The following is a 19,221-nucleotide window of genomic DNA, read 5'->3' on the forward strand; positions in this document are numbered from 1 at the left end:
TGTGTTTAGGTAAAACAAAAGCTTCTATGTTTAATTATTGCAGAGAGATGTTCGATTATTTCCCTATAACGCTAATAGCAGCACCAATTGCAAAAATTAGGACAAAGAATACAAAGGAAAAACCAAAACCTTTCATGGAATCAACTACATCATTATTTTTTGATTGTACGTCTTTTTCAAATTCGTTCACATCTACCCCTCCTAGTTCCATTTTAGTATAAAATAAATGCGTCAAAAAATCCACTTATGAACGAAAAAGTTCATAATTAATTATTCATCTCCATATTTAGAAAGAGTTAACATCTATAGTTTTTGTTTGAATGGTCAATCTATAAGTAAACAAACATCGTTTAAAATGTGGTTTCCTAGGGCCGTGTTTTAAGCGTTTATATAGATTTTAGAGGGGATTGTCGGAAGCAATTCCCTCTAAATTTGCTTGCTATTCCACTATAATGGTTTTACGATATTATATATACATAATTGGAGTGAATCGTATGACGTATTTAGATGTGTTGAAGCAAGTGAAAAATAAACAAATTTCACCAGTATATTTATTATATGGAACAGAAGCTTTTTTCATACAAAATTTAAAAAAGCAAATTACAAAAGCCGTATTGCCTGCCGGCGATTATGAAAATTTATCTGCATATGATTTGGCGGAAACTCCAATTCAAGAGGTAATAACGGACGCTGAAACATATCCATTTTTCGGCGAAAGGAAATTAATTATTGCACAAAATCCAACATTTTTAAAAACAAAATCAGAAAAATTGCCGTTTGAACATGATGTAGAGGCATTGCAAAATTATCTCGCACAACCTGCAGAATCCAGCGTTGTTGTTATCATCGCACCATTTGAAAAAATTGATGAGAGAAAAAAAGTAAGCAAATTACTAAAAAAAAATGGAACAGTTGCCGTATGCAGTCCAATCAAGGAACACGATATTTCTAAATGGATTAAGAATCTTACCGATAACGTAAAGATAACAATCGCTCCTGATGCATATGATGTACTGGAGATGGAGCTTGCCGCAAATCTTCACTTGCTGCAAAATGAAATATCCAAATTGGCACTGTTTGTTGGGGAAGGCGGTACGGTAACAAGGGATATTGCCGAGAACTTAATTTCCCATACTTCTAATAGTTCCTCGTTAAGGCTTGTCGATGCCGTGATTGAAAGGGATTTACGCAAAGCCATTTCCATTTTTAAAGACCTGGAAAAAATGAAAGAAGAACCAATAGCACTTATTGGGCTGCTGGCATTTCAATTTCGTACGATTTTAAGGGTCAAACTTTTAAAACAAAAAGGATATAGTCAACCGCAAATGCAAAAGCAGCTTGGTGCACATCCATATGTAATTAAGGTAGCAATGGGCAGGGAGCAGAGGTTTACAACAATAGCACTGCAAGAGATTCTGAACAAGCTAGCAGAGGCAGATGCAACGATGAAACAAGGGAAAATGGAAAAGGAAATAGCTTTTGAACTTCTATTATACGATTTAATAAAATCGAAATAAGCTGCAACAAAAAAACGATCCTGATTTGGGATCGTTTTGTGTTATCCGGAATTATTATGCACCAAGCTCGTTAACTTTTTGTGCTAAACGGGACTTTTTACGGTTTCCGTTATTTTCATGAATAATTCCTTTTTGGACAGCTTTATCGATTTTTTTAGCAGCTGTTGCTAGAGCAGCTTTAGCATTTTCGATATCTTTTGACTCAACAAAACTTTCAACACGTTTGATTTGAGAACGCATATCTGTTTTATATGATTGATTTTGTACTCGGTTATTATTATTTACTGTTACACGTTTGATTGCAGATTTAATATTGGCCATTGTTTCACCTCCTAAACAAACAACTTGCATCTTACAGTTGTGAACAAGAGTCATTTTACCAAACAGACGACCTGTTTTCAATAGCTTTGTGAAGCAATACGCTATTTTGTATTTTTTTTAGTGGAAATGTGAAGTCTATGGATAATGATAGTGTTACAAAATTCATCATGAAAGGGTGCACAGTTATGGGAAATAAAGAGGCAGATTTTCAGGTGCGGACAGACTTGGCGATTGAAGCTAAGGATATGTATGTTGAAAAGAATAAAGAACAAAACGACGAAAATATCAAAGGTGTAACGATAAAAGAGCGTGAGGAAGACGGGATTAAAATATCATATGTGGAAATTGATGATGAAGGTACAAAGATTTTAAACAAAAAAAAAGGCACGTATATCACTATATATGCGGATGGGGTTAAAAAACAGGACACGACACGACAGGAATCTGCAGCCAAATTATTAGGAAAAGAATTGGAGCAATTATTAGCGAAAAATAACCTTCCTAATGATGCTACTGGTTTAATAGTCGGTTTAGGCAATTGGAACGTCACTCCCGACGCACTTGGACCAATGACTGTTGAAAAAATCCTCGTGACTAGTCATTTATTCAAACTTCAATATGAGACTGTTGCTGATGGATACAGACCAGTAGCCGCAGTAACCCCAGGGGTGATGGGGGTTACAGGTATAGAAACAAGTGACATTATTTTTGGTATTGTAGAAAAGTTTAATCCGGATTTTGTCATAGCGGTAGATGCTCTTGCTTCGAGATCAATTGAGCGTGTTAACGAAACAATCCAGTTATCTGACTCAGGTATACATCCGGGATCTGGCGTGGGCAATAAGCGAAAAGAAATCAGTCAGGATACTTTGGGAATTCCCGTTATAGCAATTGGAGTTCCAACAGTGGTAGATGCTGTTACAATTACGAGCGATACAATTGATTTTATATTAAAGCATTTCGGGCGTGAATACCGTGAACAGGATGCTCCATCTAAAGCCCTGACACCAGGAGGATTTGCTTTTGGCAAAAAAGAATTTAACGAAGCAGATTTACCTGACGAAGAGAAACGAAAAACGTTTATGGGAATTGTGGGAACTCTATCTGAGGAGGATAAAAAGGCATTAATAAAAGAGGTATTAACCCCTATTGGCCACAATCTAATGGTTACACCAAAAGAGGTTGATGGCTTCATGATAGATATGGCACATGTTATTGCCTCAGGTGTTAATGCCGCACTCCATGAAAAAGTTGATGTCGATAATCTTGAGTCATTCTCACGATAATCTTGTATTAGTTCTATCATTTTAAAAAAATTAGAAGATTTTGTTCTAGTTTCTGAATATGCGTCATAGATTTTACCAATGACAGTTCAGAAAGGATGGAACAATGGTCTATAAAAATGATAACAAGAACACGAATCGAATAGTAAATCGTTTATATAAAAAAGGTGGAATATACTTAATCTCTGTCATTATTTTATTTGTTGTCATTGGCATTTTAACAACCGTTTCTCCTGCTTATCGGTTTTCATCCCATGCAATAACAGAATGGACAAGTGAGATTAATGGTTCCACCTTTTTGCATTTGTTAGGAATGGAAAATAGAGCGTTTCAAGAAGCGTTTCCTGAAGATGAAAAGCTGCCAAACCTATCTTCTACACTATTTCATTTGGCAACCAATATTAAGCCAAATGATCCAACGAGTCTGCTTGGAAATGAATTGCCGGGATTTGCTTTATTTGGTACAAAAATCGTTGTTGCGGGTGAAGGGACAGATTATACAAATTTACCGGTTGAATCATCTCCACCGCTTGAAGAAACCTTGAAGGATCGGGAAGCAGTGGTGGATGAGCCTGAAGATATTGAGAAAAAGGATAATGGCAATAAGAAAGGCACCCCCAGTACTGGCGAAAAGGATGTAGTATTTATATATAATACACATAATACAGAATCATTTATGCCGCATTTACCTGATGTTACGGATCCGAATTTGGCATACGATAAAAAAGTTAATATTACCAGGGTTAGCGACAGACTAGCAAAGGGTTTAGAAGCAAACGGAATTGGTACAAATGTAGATCATACGGACATCATGAACATACTAAACAAGAAAAATTGGAAATATCCCAAGGCTTATGCTGCGTCCCGTCCAGTTGTTCAAGAAGCTATTAGTTCAAATAAAGACTACCAATATATATTTGATATACATAGGGATGCTATCGCTAGAGAAAAGACAACAGCAGAAATTGATGGTAAGACTTATGGAAGAATTGTGATTGTGATTGGCGAGGAATACGCGAATGAGAAGAATTTGGCTTTGGCGACAAAGCTGCACAAAATGATAGAAAAAAAATATCCCGGGTTAAGCAGAGGCGTTGTTACGAGGGGCGGTCTGGGCAATAATGGTGTATATAATCAAGATCTGACAGAAAATGCACTGCTTTTTGAATTTGGTGGAGTTTATAACAAACTAGAAGAACTATATCGTTCTGCAGATGCTTTGGCAGACGTATTCAGTGATTTCTATTGGGATGCGGAGAAGGTAAATGCTGATTCAGAGGAGGGATAGCAAATGGTTCGATCCTTTATTATTCTATTGCTGCTGGCAGTATTTTTCCTGACAGGGATGCTTCTTGGGATTGATCGCGGTCAAAATGCTGATGGAAGCTCTAGTGGTTCTGAGAATAAAATAGAAGAGATTGTTGTAAAAACACCAAAAGAAGTAACTACTATAGAAAATAATGAAGCTTCTTTGGAAAAAGTAAGTGATCAGACAATTAGCGCTGAATCCTCTCCCCAATTCACACAAAAGATGGCATCCATTCTAGAGACAGGGATCAAGTGGTTTTATGACATGGTAGTTTTAATTGTATATCAGATTGCTGAGCTATTTTTTTAATTCACAAACCCTTCATCATTATTTATTTAATGATGAAGGGTTTTTGTACGGTAACACGTATTAATGATTGAATGTATTGTAAGCAATTGCTATAATCAATGCTAGTTAATGTCGCATTAAACATGTAGGAGTGAACATCACTGATGGTGAAAAAACAAAAAAACGTCCGGAATTTTTCGATCATTGCCCACATAGACCATGGAAAATCTACGTTAGCAGATCGTATTTTGGAAAATACAAAAGCGCTAACACAGCGTGAAATGAAGGAACAGTTTCTAGATGCTATGGATTTAGAACGTGAACGTGGAATTACGATTAAATTAAATGCTGTACAGTTACATTATGAAAGCAAAAGCGGGGAAGAGTATACGTTTCATTTAATTGATACCCCGGGGCATGTTGATTTTACATATGAGGTTTCGCGAAGTCTTGCTGCGTGTGAAGGAGCTATTCTTGTGGTGGATGCAGCACAGGGAATCGAGGCACAGACACTTGCAAATGTTTATCTTGCTTTGGATAATGACTTGGAAATTATCCCGGTTATAAATAAAATAGATTTGCCGAACGCTGACACAGACCGTGTTACAAAGGAGTTAGAGGATGTCATTGGAATTGATGGTGACGATGTAATACTAGCGTCGGCGAAGGATGGTATTGGAATAAATGAAATTCTTGAACGTATCGTTGAAGCTATACCTGCACCTCCAGGAGATGATGATGAGCCGTTAAAAGCATTAATTTTTGATTCTTTATATGATCCTTACCGCGGGGTTATTGCCTATATATGTGTGAAAGAGGGTTCCGTTAAAATTGGTGATAAGATCAAAATGATGGCAACCGGAAAAGAGTTTGAGGTCAATGAAGTCGGAGTATTTACCCCCAAACCATTAAATAAAAAGGAACTTACCGTTGGGGATGTTGGATATCTGACAGCATCAATCAAAAATGTAGGCGATTCACGTGTCGGGGATACAATAACACTGGCCAGCAATCAGGCATACACACCATTACCAGGTTATAAGAAATTAAATCCAATGGTTTTTTGTGGCTTGTATCCAATTGATTCAAACAAATACAATGATTTAAGAGAAGCTCTCGAGCGCCTGGAACTAAATGATTCCTCATTACAGTATGAAGCGGAAACATCGCAGGCTCTTGGGTTTGGTTTTCGCTGTGGCTTTTTAGGATTATTGCATATGGAAATAATTCAAGAGAGAATCGAGCGGGAATTCAATATTGATTTAATTACAACTGCTCCAAGTGTTATTTATGAAGTAGCGAAAACCAACGATGAAATGATTGAAGTCGATAATCCCTCTGTTATGCCCGATCCTCAAATGGTTAAAGAAATTCGAGAGCCATATGTCAAAGCAACTATAATGGTGCCAAATGACTATGTTGGGACCGTTATGGAAATCTGTCAAAAAAAACGAGGTCAATTTGTGGACATGGAGTATCTAGATGATATTCGTGTAAACGTCCTTTACCATATACCATTATCAGAGATTGTCTATGATTTCTTTGATCAATTGAAATCCCAAACAAAAGGCTATGCCTCTTTCGATTATGATCTTATAGGATATCGTACTTCTAATCTTGTTAAGATGGATATTCTGCTTAATGGTGAAACAATTGACGCATTATCATTCATTGTTCATCGTGATTTTTCATACGAACGGGGAAAACAGATTGTAGATAAACTTAAAGAGCTAATACCTAGACAGCAATTTGAGGTACCTGTTCAAGCAGCAATAGGAAACAAAATTGTTGCACGTTCTACCATTAAGGCAATGCGGAAAAACGTTTTATCCAAATGTTATGGTGGGGACATTTCGCGGAAACGGAAATTGCTCGAGAAACAAAAAGAAGGTAAAAAGCGGATGAAAATGGTAGGATCGGTAGAAGTTCCGCAAGAGGCATTTATGGCAGTATTACAAATGAATGATGATTAAAACGAAAGTGACTGGGATGGGGGAAAACTTAAATTGTTTGACCCTATTCTTTTTGCGGTCAAATTAGTAAGCAGGAGAGGATTTAATTGATACAATCTGTGTATACTCATATACCATTTTGTCAGCAGATATGTCATTATTGCGATTTTACCAAGTTTTTTTATAACGAAAAGCTTGCTGATGAATACGTGGAGGCTCTTAAAAATGAAATAAATGTAAATGTAAGTGGTAAAAATAATAAAGTAAACACAATTTTTATTGGCGGAGGAACTCCAACAGCTTTAACAATAAAACAATTAAGAACTATATTAGAAACAATTAAAGATAAATTTGATGTGGAAAACTGTGCTGAATACACTATTGAGGCTAATCCCGGAGATTTCGACACCGATAAGATTAAAATGCTTAGAAGCTATGGTGTAAACAGAATTTCGCTGGGTGTTCAGGTGTTTGATGATAAGATGCTTGAGGAAATTGGACGCTTGCATAAAATAAAGGATGTTTATACAACGGTTAATCACTTACAGAAATATGGCTTTTCCAATATCAGCATTGATTTAATTTATGCACTTCCAAATCAAACGGTTGATAATTTCAGACATACCTTAAATGAAGCAATTCAGTTTAATCTGCCGCATTATTCAACCTATGCGCTTCAGATTGAGCCCAAGACTTTATTTTACAACAGGTTTAAAAAAGGGAAGTTACATCGTCCGAAACAGGAAGATGAGGTGGAAATGTACGACTTGCTAAGACGCACAATGAAACAAAATGGCATTGAACAATATGAAATAAGTAATTTTGCTAAACCGGGATATGAAAGTAAACATAATTTAACATATTGGAACAATGATTATTATTATGGGTTCGGTGCTGGAGCACATGGTTATTTACCAGGTAAGCGAACAGGAAATATTAGACCACTGCCTGCATATGTTAAGCAGGCTATGGAAAACGGTAAGCCGATATTATCTACTGAAAAAATAGGTTTTAAGGAAAATATTGAAGAAGAATTATTTTTAGGTTTGAGAAAATTAGCAGGTATAAATAAAACTGTATTTAAGCATAAATTTGGTTTTGAATTAGACAGCTTATATGAACAGCAGATATCCAAACTCGTTCAAAAAGGATGGTTGCAAAACAATGCAGATTCTGTTCATCTGACAGATCAGGGAGTTTTATTTGGGAATGAAGTATTTGAACAATTCCTTTTGGATGACGAAGATATAAACCATCTGCGTTGACAAAGAAATAAGGATTTGATAATTTATTAATAGAATTAGCACTCGTTAAAGGAGAGTGCTAACAGAGGTGATCATCATGTTAACAGGTAGACAGTTGTTGATTTTACAAGTCATTATTGATGATTTCATCCAGTCGGCACAACCAGTTGGATCACGTGCTATTTCAAAAAAAGATAACATTTCTTTTAGTCCTGCCACAATTAGAAATGTAATGGCGGATCTAGAGGACATGGGATTTTTGGAAAAGACTCATTCATCTTCCGGAAGAATTCCGTCAGAAAAGGGATATCGATTTTATGTTGATAATTTATTATCACCAGAAATTATATCTGATGATGTTAACGTATTTAAACACGTCATTCAAGATGGTATTTTTGAATTTGAACAGGTCGTTCAAAAATCTGCCGAACTGCTTTCAGATTTAACGAATTACACATCTATAATTTTGGGTCCGGAGGTATTTGAAACAAAATTAAAGCAATTGCAAATCATCACTTTAACACCGCAAACAGCGGTTGCCATCTTAATAACGAATACGGGACATGTGGAACATCGGTCTTTTTCTATTCCTAACGAGATGTCGGCATCAGATTTGGAAAAAATGGTCAATATTTTAAATGATCGGCTGCATGGTGTACCTATTTTACAGTTGCCTGAAAAATTAAATACCGAAGTACGATCACTTATAAGATTGTACGTAAGTGATTTTGAAAAATCGTTTGACTATTTAAAAGCTGCTTTTTTCAATGAACATCCCGTGAAACTATATGTTGGCGGTAAAACAAACATGCTGATGCAGCCTGAATTTAAGGACATTGACAAAGTACGTTCATTCTACGCAATGATGGAAAAAGAAGATGAAATTGCAAATATGCTAAAAGCAACAACGGACGGAATTAAAGTGACAATCGGACACGAAAACAAGGTGGATGCTATAAAGGATTGTAGTCTAATCACCGCAACCTATCATTTAGGTGAGGAGCAAATGGGTACGATTGCTTTACTTGGTCCAACAAGGATGGAATATAATAAAGTAATTACACTATTAAATGCTCTATCAAACGAAATGACAGAAGCATTATATATGTGGTATAAAAACAATGAATGAGAATAAATAGTGTATTCTGGGGCTTGGTTTTCGGGTCTAATCGATGGGAGTTTATTTCCCATCACTTCTTTATGTTTTTGAGTTTATTTTGAATACTATTCATGGTATAGTCTAACGTGGCGATTTTACAGAGGAGGTGGCTATTATGGCAGAAGAAAAAGAATTAAACAAAGAAGAAATCTTGGGAAATAATGAACCAGAATTGACAGAGGTTATTGATGCCGATGAAAAGGAGCAACAGCATTTAGATTCAGACGAAAGTAAAATGGAAACACTAAGAGAAGAAGTTGAAAATTTAATAAAAGAGAAAGATGAGCTTTATCAAAAATTGCTTCGAAATCAAGCAGAATTTGAAAATTTTAAAAAACGCTCACAAAAAGAAAAGGAAAAAGAGCGCAAATATAAATCTCAAGACTTAGTGAATGAACTTTTACCCGCGATTGATAACTTTGAAAGAGCATTGCAGCAAGAGGTTACTGAGGCAAATGCAGGTTTTGTAGAGGGGATTTCAATGGTTTACCGTCAGCTGAAGGATGCCCTTAAACAACATGGTGTAGAGGAAATTGAAACAAAAGGACAATCATTTGACCCTAATCTTCATCATGCTGTTATGCAAATAGAAGATGATGAAATGGAATCAAATATCATTGTAGAGGAATTACAAAAAGGATATTTACTTAAAGACAGAGTTATTCGACCAGCAATGGTAAAAGTTAATAAATAATGGATGCAGTTAAGGAGGAAATGGATTATGAGTAAAATAATCGGAATTGATTTAGGAACAACAAATTCATGCGTATCAGTGATGGAAGGCGGGGAAGCGGTAGTTATTCCGAACCCGGAAGGTAATCGTACAACACCATCTGTAGTTGCCTTTAAAAATGGCGAACGTCAAGTAGGCGAGGTTGCAAAACGCCAAGCAATTACAAACCCTAACACAATCCAATCCATTAAACGTCATATGGGTACAGATTATAAGGTGAAAATTGAAGACAAAGAATATACTCCCCAAGAGGTTTCAGCAATTATTTTGCAGCATATTAAATCATATGCAGAAGATTACTTAGGCGAAAAAGTAGAAAAAGCAGTAATTACTGTTCCAGCATATTTCAATGATGCTGAACGTCAAGCAACTAAAGATGCTGGTAAAATTGCGGGTCTTGAAGTTGAACGTATTATTAACGAACCAACTGCTGCAGCATTGGCCTATGGTATCGATAAGGATGATCAGGATCAAACAATTCTAGTATATGACTTAGGCGGCGGTACGTTTGATGTTTCTATCTTGGATATTGGTGATGGAACATTTGAAGTAGTATCAACTGCGGGGGATAATCGCCTAGGTGGAGATGATTTTGATGAAGTTATCATCGGTCATCTTGTACAGGAATTCAAAAAAGAAAATGGAATTGATCTTTCAAAAGATAAAATGGCAATGCAGCGTTTGAAAGATGCTGCTGAGAAAGCGAAAAAAGACCTTTCAGGTGTAACACAGACACAAATTTCATTACCATTTATTACTGCAGGTGAGGCAGGACCATTACATTTAGAAATGAGCTTGACTCGTGCTAAGTTTGATGAATTATCTTCTGAGTTAGTTGAACGCACAATGGTTCCAACTCGAAAAGCACTAAGAGATGCTGATCTTTCTGCAAATGAAATTCATAAAGTGATTTTGGTTGGTGGGTCTACTCGTATACCAGCTGTTCAAGATGCAATTAAACGTGAAACTGGAAAAGAACCTTCAAAAGGTGTAAACCCTGATGAAGTTGTGGCGCTTGGTGCTGCAATTCAAGGCGGTGTACTTCAAGGTGATGTAAAAGACGTTGTGTTATTAGACGTTACACCACTTTCATTGGGAATTGAAACAATGGGAAGTGTATTTACGAAATTGATTGAACGTAATACTACCATTCCAACTAGTCATTCACAGGTTTTCTCAACTGCTGCTGATAATCAAACGGCTGTTGATATTCACGTGTTACAAGGTGAACGTGAAATGGCAGCAGATAACAAAACACTTGGCCGCTTCCAATTAACGGATATTCCACCAGCACCACGCGGAGTACCACAAATTGAAGTATCGTTTGATATCGATGCTAACGGTATTGTAAATGTACGTGCTAAAGATATGGGTACGAACAAAGAACAATCGATTACAATTAAATCTTCTTCTGGACTTTCAGATGAGGAAGTAGATCGTATGGTACAGGAAGCTGAAGATAATGCTGAAGCTGATAAAAAACGCCGGGAAGAGGTTGAACTGCGTAATGAAGCAGATCAATTAATCTTCACTACGGATAAAACGATTAAAGACCTTGGTGATAAAGTATCAGATGATGAGAAACAAAAAGCAGAAGATGCTAAAGAAGAATTGAAGAAAGCAATTGAATCTGATGATGCAGATCAAATCAAAGAAAAGAAAGAAGCATTGCAAGAACAAGTTCAACAGCTTTCAGTTAAACTATATGAACAAATGCAGCAGGATGCACAAGCAGCACAGACTCAAGAAGGTCAAAATGGTGATGACGATGTTGTAGATGCAGATTATAAAGAAGTAGATGACGAAGAAGACAAAAAATAATAGTACTGCTTAAATTTTAAAGTCAAAGTCAGGATACCCTTGACTTTGACTTTTTTTCGTTTGGTTGCTTTCAAGGACCAAATGATGATAAGATTAAAAGTATTGCAATAGTGTCGGGAGAGTGATTGACAAGTGAGTAAGCGTGATTATTATGATGTACTTGGCGTTGGAAAAGACGCTTCTAAAGAAGAAATAAAAAAAGCCTATCGGAAATTGGCTAGAAAATACCACCCTGATGTTAATAAGGAAGCGGATTCTGCTGATAAATTTAAAGAAGCTAAGGAAGCATATGAGGTTTTGAGCAATGAACAAAAACGTGCTCAATATGATCAGTTTGGTCATGCTGGTGCACAGGGTCAGGGCTTCGGAGGATTTGGCGGCGGAGCTCAGGACTTTGGTGGTTTTGGCGATATTTTTGATATGTTCTTTGGTGGAGGTGGCCGCAGACGTGATCCGAATGCACCTCAGCAAGGAGCAGATTTACAATATACACTTGTGTTAGATTTTGAAGAAGCAATTTTTGGTAAGGAAACTGATATCAGTATTCCAAAAGAGGAGAACTGTGATACATGCCATGGATCTGGTGCTAAACCGGGAACAAAAACTAAAACGTGTTCGCATTGTAATGGTTCGGGACAACTAAATACGGAACAGAATACTCCATTTGGCCGTGTTGTGAATAGAAGGGTATGTCACCATTGTAATGGTACAGGAAAAATTATTCCCGAAAAATGTAATACATGTGGTGGAACAGGAAAAGTGAAAAAGCATAAAAAGATCCATATTTCTATACCGGCCGGAATTGACGAAGGACAACAAATTCGTGTTTCTGGAAAAGGTGAACCTGGAGTAAATGGTGGTCCAGCAGGCGACTTGTATGTGGTAGTTCAAATAAAAGCCCATGAGTTTTTCGAGCGTGAAGGTGATCATATATATTGTGAATTGCCTATTACATTTGCTCAAGCAGCTCTCGGTGACGAAATTGAAGTTCCAACAGTACATGGCAAGGTTATGCTTAAAATACCAGCGGGAACACAGACAGGCAAGGTGTTCCGTTTGAAGGGTAAAGGTGCGCCGAATGTTCGTGGCTATGGTCATGGAGATCAGCATATAAAGGTTCGTATTGTTACCCCTAGCAAATTAACAGACAGGCAAAAGGAATTGCTGAGAGAGTTTAATGAAATAGGCGGCAATGAGGCAACAGATGAACAGGATGGATCATTTTTTCAGCGTTTTAAAAAAGCGTTTAAAGGTGATTGATAAGTGTGGCGGACAATGCTGTATGTCATATATTTCTTTAGTAAAAATGGTGTTGGTGATCAACACCATTTACATATATAGTGGAATTATTAAAGAAGAATCTGTTAATTACAAAGGTTTTTCTGAGAAATGGGTGGGTTGTAATGAAATGGTCGGAAATATGCATTCATACGACAAATGAAGCTATTGAGCCAATTTCCCATATACTTCATGAAACTGGTGCAAGTGGCGTGGTAATTGAAGACCCGTTAGATTTAATTAAAGAGCGTGACACATCATACGGGGAAATCTATGAATTGGATCCAAAAGAATACCCTGAGGAAGGTGTATATGTCAAGGCATATTTACCTGTTAACAGTTTTTTAGGTGAAACCGTTAATGAGATTAAACAGGCGATAAATGGATTAATGCTTTATGATATTGATCTGGGACATAATCAGGTAACGCTTAGTGAGATTAATGAAGAAGAATGGGCGACCGCATGGAAAAAATACTATAAGCCTGTCAAAATATCAAAAAAGATTACAATCACACCAACATGGGAAGACTATCCACCAGTATCAAGTGATGAACTAATTATAGAATTGGATCCTGGAATGGCCTTTGGAACTGGCACCCATCCTACTACTGTATTAAGTATTCAAGGTCTTGAACAATTTATTAACAAAGATGACGTTATTATTGATGTTGGATGTGGGACAGGTGTGTTAAGCATTGCTTCAGTTTTGCTTGGGGCAAAAAAGGTGTATGCGTATGATTTGGATGAGGTAGCGGTAAAAAGCACTAAACTTAATACCAAGCTTAATAAAGTAGATCAGCAAATTTTAACGAAACAAAATAATTTGCTTGACCATGTTCATAAAGAAGCTGATATTGTTGTTTCAAATATTTTAGCTGAAATTATTGTTCGATTTATTACCGATGCATGGAATAATTTAAAGCATAATGGATTGTTCATTACTTCTGGTATTATTCAAGCGAAAAAAGCCCTTGTTAAAGGGGAATTGCAAAAAAATGGGTTTGAAATTATTGAAGTGAATGAAATGGAAGATTGGGTTTCTATTATTGCAAAGAAGATATAGATAAAAGTAGGTGCACATTATGCAACGCTATTTTGTTCCAGCGGAGAACTGGTACGAGAATGAAGTAGCTATTTCGGGAGACGATGCTCATCATATCTCAAGGGTAATGCGGTATAAAGAAGGCAGTATGATTATTTGTAATCACCCAGATGGCCGAGCAGCGAAATGTGTCGTTACTTCTGTCGGCCAGGGAGACGTTACAGTTCATGTTGATGAATGGCTTAATGAAGACTCTGAATTGCCGGTTAACGTCACAATTGCTCAAGGCATGCCAAAAAGTGATAAAATTGAATATGTTCTGCAAAAAGGTACAGAATTAGGGGCTAGTGCATTCATTCCATATCAAGCTGAAAGGTCAGTCGTATTTTGGGATGCGAAAAAAACGCAAAAAAAAATAACACGATTATCCAAAATTCTTAAAGAAGCAAGTGAGCAAAGTCATCGTAACAGTATACCAGATTTAAAACCTGTTATGGGGATTAAAGAGTTAATTGAAGAAAGCAAACAATATGATGTTAAAATCTTTGCTTATGAAGAAGAAGCAAAAGTGTCCGAGCATCAATCATTTGGGAAATTAGTAAATTCTATTAAAGCGGGGCAGAACGTACTTGTTTGTATTGGTCCAGAAGGCGGTTTTTCTGCAAATGAGGTCGAAACGTTTAAAGAAAATGATTTTTCCTCTGTAAGATTAGGGCCGCGAATATTGCGTACAGAAACCGCTCCTCTTTATGTTTTGGCTAGCATTTCCTACCATTTTGAAGAATTGAGGTGTAGATAATGCCAACAGTTGCATTTCATACATTAGGCTGTAAAGTTAATCATTATGAAACTGAAGGAATTTGGAACATGTTTAAGGATAATGGATATGAACGTGTTGATTTTGACCGTCAATCAGATGTCTATGTTATTAATACATGTACTGTGACGAATACTGGCGACAAAAAAAGTCGTCAGGTAATAAGGCGTGCTGTTCGGAAAAACCCGGAAGCCGTTGTTTGTGTAACCGGTTGTTACGCACAAACCTCACCAGGAGAAATTATGGAAATCCCTGGTGTTGATGTTGTAGTTGGTACACAAAACCGTAAAAGTATGATTGGTTATATAGAGGAACACCTGAAAACACGTGAACCAATTAATGGTGTTACAAATATTATGAAAAACCGAGTATTTGAAGAAATGGATGTTCCAGAATTTACAGATCGAACACGGGCTTCATTAAAAATACAGGAGGGCTGCAATAATTTCTGCACATTCTGTATCATCCCTTGGTCAAGGGGTCTATTACGTTCCAGAAAACCTGAAGATGTAATTGTTCAAGCACAACGCTTAGTTGATGCGGGGTATAAGGAAATTGTACTAACTGGAATTCATACTGCAGGTTATGGTGAAGACATGAATGACTATAATTTTGCGAAACTGCTTCGTGAATTGGAAACGGAAGTTGATGGATTAAAACGTATTCGTATTTCATCAATAGAAGCTAGTCAAATAACAGATGAAGTAATTGATGTGCTGGATAAATCCGAGAAGATAGTACGTCATTTACACATACCATTGCAATCTGGATCTAATACAGTTCTTAATAGAATGCGCAGAAAGTATTCTAGTGAATTTTACAAACAAAAAGTAGACAGAATTCGTAAAGCACTGCCTGGCCTTGCTATTACTTCTGATGTTATTGTTGGTTTTCCGGGGGAAACTGAGGAAGAGTTTATGGAAACGTACAATTTTATTAAGGATGTAGGTTATTCTGAACTTCATGTTTTTCCATTTTCAAGACGAACTGGAACACCGGCAGCCAGAATGCAAGATCAGGTTGAAGATAAAGAAAAGGAAGACCGGGTGCACCGAATGATTGAATTATCTAATCAGCTGGCAAAAGAGTATGCATCTGAATATGAGAATGAAATATTGGAAGTAATTCCAGAGGAACGTATGCCAGATCAAACTAACCCTAATTTACTTGTTGGTTACACGGATAACTATTTGAAAGTAGTCTTTACCGGAAGTCAAGACATGATCGGCCAAATAGTACGTGTGAAAATTAACAAGTCAGGTTACCCTTATAATGAAGGAACTTTTGTCAGGATCATGGATGATGCTACTAATAAAAATATAAAAGTGACATCTTAAATCCCGGAATTTTCCGGGATTATTTTTTAAATAGATTTTTTAAGTAAACCATGCTATCATTATCAAGAGGTACGTACAACAGATCTGAAAGGAAGTTATCAATGAGTAAAGAACTAGCAAAATATATTGACCATACGCAATTAAAACCAGATACAACTGAAGAGAAAATTAGTCAAATTGTGAAAGAAGCAAGTGAACATGGATTTGCATCAGTATGTGTTAATCCTTACTGGGTTTCGTATTGTTATGAGCGTTTAAAGAATACTGATGTAAAAGTATGTACAGTAATCGGTTTTCCTTTAGGAGCTGCTACAACTGAAACTAAAGTATTTGAAACGAATCAAGCAATTAAAGATGGAGCAACTGAGGTAGATATGGTAATCAATATCGGGGCATTAAAATCAAATAACGATGATGTTGTTCGTAATGAAATTGAAGCAGTTGTGAACGCAGCTAAGGGAACTGCATTGACGAAAGTTATCATTGAAACGTCTTTATTATCTGAAGATGAGAAAGTGCGGGCATGCAAATTGGCGAAAGAAGCTGGTGCTGATTTCGTTAAGACATCAACTGGATTTTCCGGTGGTGGTGCAACTGTTGAAGATATTAAATTAATGCGTCAAACAGTAGGAAATGAAATGGGAGTAAAAGCTTCAGGAGGAGTACGTGATCTGGAGTCCACTGAAGCAATGATTGATGCTGGCGCTACTAGGATAGGTGCCAGTGCTGGTGTAGATATTATAGCAGGGAACAGAGGAACGTCTGATTATTAAAAGATAAATTTCTCATCCGTAATTTGGTTTTCTATTTTCTTCTTTGAAAATCTGTTGACCTGTTTGATAGGTTATATTATAATTACAGAAGGCATGTTATTCAATGCTAATATGCCTGTACAATCTTGTTTTATGCTTCGGAGGGAGGGGAAATTAGCATGTCAAATACAACTCGCGTTCGTAAAAACGAGTCTCTTGAGGATGCTCTTCGTCGCTTCAAGCGTAGTGTATCAAAAAGTGGAACACTGCAGGAATATCGTAAGCGTGAACATTATGAAAAACCTAGCGTTAGACGTAAGAAGAAATCTGAAGCTGCTAGAAAGCGTAAATACTAAAGTGGGTGCCTAAGCATGTCATTACTGGAACAGCTGAATCAAGATATGAAGCAAGCGATGAAGAATAAGGATAAGGATTCCCTTAGTGTTATTCGGATGGTAAAGGCTTCATTGCAAAATGAATCGATTAAACTTGGTAAAGATCATCTTTCAGAAGACGAAGAGTTAACTATTTTGTCTAGAGAGTTAAAGCAAAGAAAAGATTCCCTCCAAGAATTTAAATCAGCTGGACGTGATGATCTTGTTAAAAAACTTGAAATTGAAATCAATATTTTACAGGAATATATGCCGCAACAGCTAACTGAAGATGAGCTTGCGGCAATAGTTCAGTCAACGATTCAAGAAGTTAATGCAACATCTAAAAAAGATATGGGTAAAGTAATGAGCGCAATTATGCCAAAGGTTAAGGGAAAGGCAGATGGCTCTAAAATAAATCAGCTTGTGCAAAAGCATTTAAGCTGATTACATTACTTGAATACGTACAAAAAGGTCCCTGCCAAGATTGGCAGGGACCTTTTCATATAGTAAAAAAGAAAGAATATCAGTAATGTAATGTGTTAAAATTAAAGTTGGCGTATATGGACTTTTATGTTTAAAATGAAACCTATATATAATAGTTTTCGTATAATTATTGAGAAATAAAAGGGGGTGGTATATCTTGCGGGGAAATAGGCTGCTTGCATACATATTATTAGTTTTAGCCATTATGCTATTATCAAGCAATGATGGTCATGTTATTCATGCTGATAATGAAGGCAATGGGAAGTTAGTATACGTTATTCCAGTTGAAGATGAAGTCGAAAAGGGATTGGAAGCCTTTCTAACTAGAGCGACAAAGGAAGCCCAGGAAGAAGGAGCAGATCACATCATATTTGAAATAGATACGCCTGGGGGACGGGTAGATGTAGCTGGACAGATAGCTGAACTCCTTCAAAATCTTGAAATCCCTACAACTGCCTATGTGGTAAACCAAGCATTGTCTGCCGGTTCTTATATTGCCTTAAATATGGATACAATTTATATGAATCCACAAGCAACAATGGGGGCAAGCGGTGTGATAAATCAAGATGGAACTGCTGCAGACAAAAAAGCGCAATCCGCATGGCTGTCAGCTATGAAAAGTGCAGCAGAATCTAAAGGAAGGGACCCATTATATGCCGCGGCAATGGCAGACCCCAACATTGACTTACCCGATTACGGGGCACCTGAAGGAGAGTTTCTTACATTAGATCCTTCCGCAGCATTAGAGGTAGGATATTCAAACGGTACTGTAGAGGATCGGGTAGAATTATTAGGGGAGCTAGGATTAAGTAAGTCAACAATTATTGAAATGGAACCCACCTTATCGGAAGAACTTGCAGGAATTTTGACAAATCCGGTTGTAGTCCCAATCCTGTTATCGATAGCTAGTCTTGGACTAATTGTAGAGCTTTATTCTCCTGGTTTTGGTATTCCAGGAATAATGGGATTATTATCACTGGTTTTGTTCTTTTATGGACATATTGTAGCAGGACTAGCAGGATTTGAAGCAATTATATTACTCGTACTTGGTATTATATTAATTGTAGCAGAGTTTTTTGTACCGGGTGGTATAGTTGGGATTTTAGGGATAGGATCTGTCGTTTGGTCATTGTTATTGTCCGGTCAGGATTTAGGCCATATGACTATGAGTATTGGTATTGCATTCATAGTGGCTATTGTAGCAGCTGTTGTTTTATTTAAGACGATTGGGATGGAGAAAGGATTTTTCCGGCATATTATTTTGAAGGATCAAACTTCAACGGAATTGGGCTATGTATCATCTGTTAACCGTCTTGAACTGATTGGACTAGAGGGGGTGACTGTTACACCGTTACGACCTTCTGGAATAGCCTCATTTGATGGCGAAAGAATCGATGTTGTCTCTGACGGGAGCTTTATTCATCAGGATAAATCGATTAGGGTAGTAAAAGTGGAAGGAGTACGGGTTGTAGTTCGTGAAATATAAGAAATAGATATATTAGGAGGAGTT

General features: G+C 36.9%; 19 protein-coding genes. 17 read left to right on the plus strand and 2 right to left on the minus strand.

Annotated features, from left to right (window positions below; translation table 11 throughout):
- Positions 1–55 precede the first annotated feature (55 nt).
- A complete protein-coding gene (locus IEV74_RS01640; RefSeq protein ID WP_099158565.1) occupies positions 56–190 on the minus strand; it encodes a YqzM family protein in 135 nt (44 codons plus the stop codon).
- Between the two features lie 304 nt (positions 191–494).
- Between IEV74_RS01640 and holA the strand changes: the two genes are divergently transcribed.
- Positions 495–1,517 carry a DNA polymerase III subunit delta gene (holA, locus tag IEV74_RS01645; RefSeq protein WP_188453602.1) on the plus strand — a complete coding sequence of 341 codons (1,023 nt, stop codon included), beginning with the start codon at positions 495–497 and terminating at the stop codon, positions 1,515–1,517.
- A 54-nt stretch (positions 1,518–1,571) separates the two neighbouring features.
- Here the strand turns inward: holA and rpsT are convergent, their stop codons facing one another.
- Positions 1,572–1,838 (minus strand): 30S ribosomal protein S20, encoded by a 267-nt coding sequence (gene rpsT / locus IEV74_RS01650; RefSeq protein WP_188453603.1) that lies wholly within the window; start codon positions 1,836–1,838, stop codon positions 1,572–1,574.
- 185 nt (positions 1,839–2,023) lie between these two features.
- Here rpsT and gpr point away from each other — a divergent pair, with 185 nt between their 5' ends.
- The 16 genes from gpr (at position 2,024) to IEV74_RS01730 (ending at position 19,197) form a co-directional block, all read left to right on the plus strand.
- Positions 2,024–3,124, plus strand: coding sequence for a GPR endopeptidase (gene gpr, locus IEV74_RS01655; protein WP_188453604.1), 1,101 nt, complete (start codon positions 2,024–2,026; stop codon positions 3,122–3,124).
- A 103-nt stretch (positions 3,125–3,227) separates the two neighbouring features.
- Positions 3,228–4,409, plus strand: coding sequence for a stage II sporulation protein P (gene spoIIP / locus IEV74_RS01660; RefSeq protein ID WP_188453605.1), 1,182 nt, complete (start codon positions 3,228–3,230; stop codon positions 4,407–4,409).
- A gap of 3 nt (positions 4,410–4,412) precedes the next feature.
- Entirely contained in the window at positions 4,413–4,739 is a 327-nt protein-coding gene (locus IEV74_RS01665; protein WP_188453606.1) for a hypothetical protein, read from the plus strand.
- 143 nt (positions 4,740–4,882) lie between these two features.
- Positions 4,883–6,691, plus strand: a complete 1,809-nt coding sequence (lepA, locus tag IEV74_RS01670; protein ID WP_188453607.1) for a translation elongation factor 4 — start codon at positions 4,883–4,885, stop codon at positions 6,689–6,691.
- 86 nt (positions 6,692–6,777) lie between these two features.
- Entirely contained in the window at positions 6,778–7,935 is a 1,158-nt protein-coding gene (hemW, locus tag IEV74_RS01675) for a radical SAM family heme chaperone HemW (RefSeq protein ID WP_188453608.1), read from the plus strand.
- Between the two features lie 76 nt (positions 7,936–8,011).
- The gene (gene hrcA, locus IEV74_RS01680) at positions 8,012–9,043 is read left to right on the plus strand and encodes a heat-inducible transcriptional repressor HrcA (protein ID WP_188453609.1); all 1,032 of its coding nucleotides are present in this window, start codon (positions 8,012–8,014) and stop codon (positions 9,041–9,043) included.
- A 145-nt stretch (positions 9,044–9,188) separates the two neighbouring features.
- A complete protein-coding gene (gene grpE / locus IEV74_RS01685; RefSeq protein ID WP_188453610.1) occupies positions 9,189–9,767 on the plus strand; it encodes a nucleotide exchange factor GrpE in 579 nt (192 codons plus the stop codon).
- Positions 9,768–9,794: 27 nt separating this feature from the next.
- A complete protein-coding gene (gene dnaK / locus IEV74_RS01690) occupies positions 9,795–11,627 on the plus strand; it encodes a molecular chaperone DnaK (RefSeq protein ID WP_188453611.1) in 1,833 nt (610 codons plus the stop codon).
- 132 nt (positions 11,628–11,759) lie between these two features.
- The gene (dnaJ, locus tag IEV74_RS01695; protein ID WP_188453612.1) at positions 11,760–12,887 is read left to right on the plus strand and encodes a molecular chaperone DnaJ; all 1,128 of its coding nucleotides are present in this window, start codon (positions 11,760–11,762) and stop codon (positions 12,885–12,887) included.
- A 143-nt stretch (positions 12,888–13,030) separates the two neighbouring features.
- A complete protein-coding gene (prmA, locus tag IEV74_RS01700) occupies positions 13,031–13,969 on the plus strand; it encodes a 50S ribosomal protein L11 methyltransferase (RefSeq protein WP_188453613.1) in 939 nt (312 codons plus the stop codon).
- A 19-nt stretch (positions 13,970–13,988) separates the two neighbouring features.
- Positions 13,989–14,747, plus strand: a complete 759-nt coding sequence (locus tag IEV74_RS01705) for a 16S rRNA (uracil(1498)-N(3))-methyltransferase (protein ID WP_188453614.1) — start codon at positions 13,989–13,991, stop codon at positions 14,745–14,747.
- A complete protein-coding gene (gene mtaB, locus IEV74_RS01710) occupies positions 14,747–16,102 on the plus strand; it encodes a tRNA (N(6)-L-threonylcarbamoyladenosine(37)-C(2))-methylthiotransferase MtaB (protein WP_188453615.1) in 1,356 nt (451 codons plus the stop codon). Before IEV74_RS01705 ends, mtaB begins: the two co-directional genes overlap by 1 nt.
- Before the next feature lie 101 nt (positions 16,103–16,203).
- Positions 16,204–16,875, plus strand: a complete 672-nt coding sequence (deoC, locus tag IEV74_RS01715) for a deoxyribose-phosphate aldolase (protein ID WP_188453616.1) — start codon at positions 16,204–16,206, stop codon at positions 16,873–16,875.
- A gap of 158 nt (positions 16,876–17,033) precedes the next feature.
- Positions 17,034–17,210 carry a 30S ribosomal protein S21 gene (gene rpsU, locus IEV74_RS01720; protein WP_072887896.1) on the plus strand — a complete coding sequence of 59 codons (177 nt, stop codon included), beginning with the start codon at positions 17,034–17,036 and terminating at the stop codon, positions 17,208–17,210.
- Positions 17,211–17,225: 15 nt separating this feature from the next.
- Positions 17,226–17,672 carry a GatB/YqeY domain-containing protein gene (locus IEV74_RS01725; RefSeq protein ID WP_188453617.1) on the plus strand — a complete coding sequence of 149 codons (447 nt, stop codon included), beginning with the start codon at positions 17,226–17,228 and terminating at the stop codon, positions 17,670–17,672.
- Between the two features lie 244 nt (positions 17,673–17,916).
- Positions 17,917–19,197: an NfeD family protein gene (locus IEV74_RS01730; protein ID WP_188453953.1), complete on the plus strand. Its 1,281-nt coding sequence runs from the start codon at positions 17,917–17,919 to the stop codon at positions 19,195–19,197.
- Positions 19,198–19,221: the final 24 nt, after the last annotated feature.

Origin of the sequence: Virgibacillus oceani (assembly GCF_014638995.1) — a bacterium.
GTDB lineage: Bacteria > Bacillota > Bacilli > Bacillales > Amphibacillaceae > Virgibacillus_E > Virgibacillus_E oceani.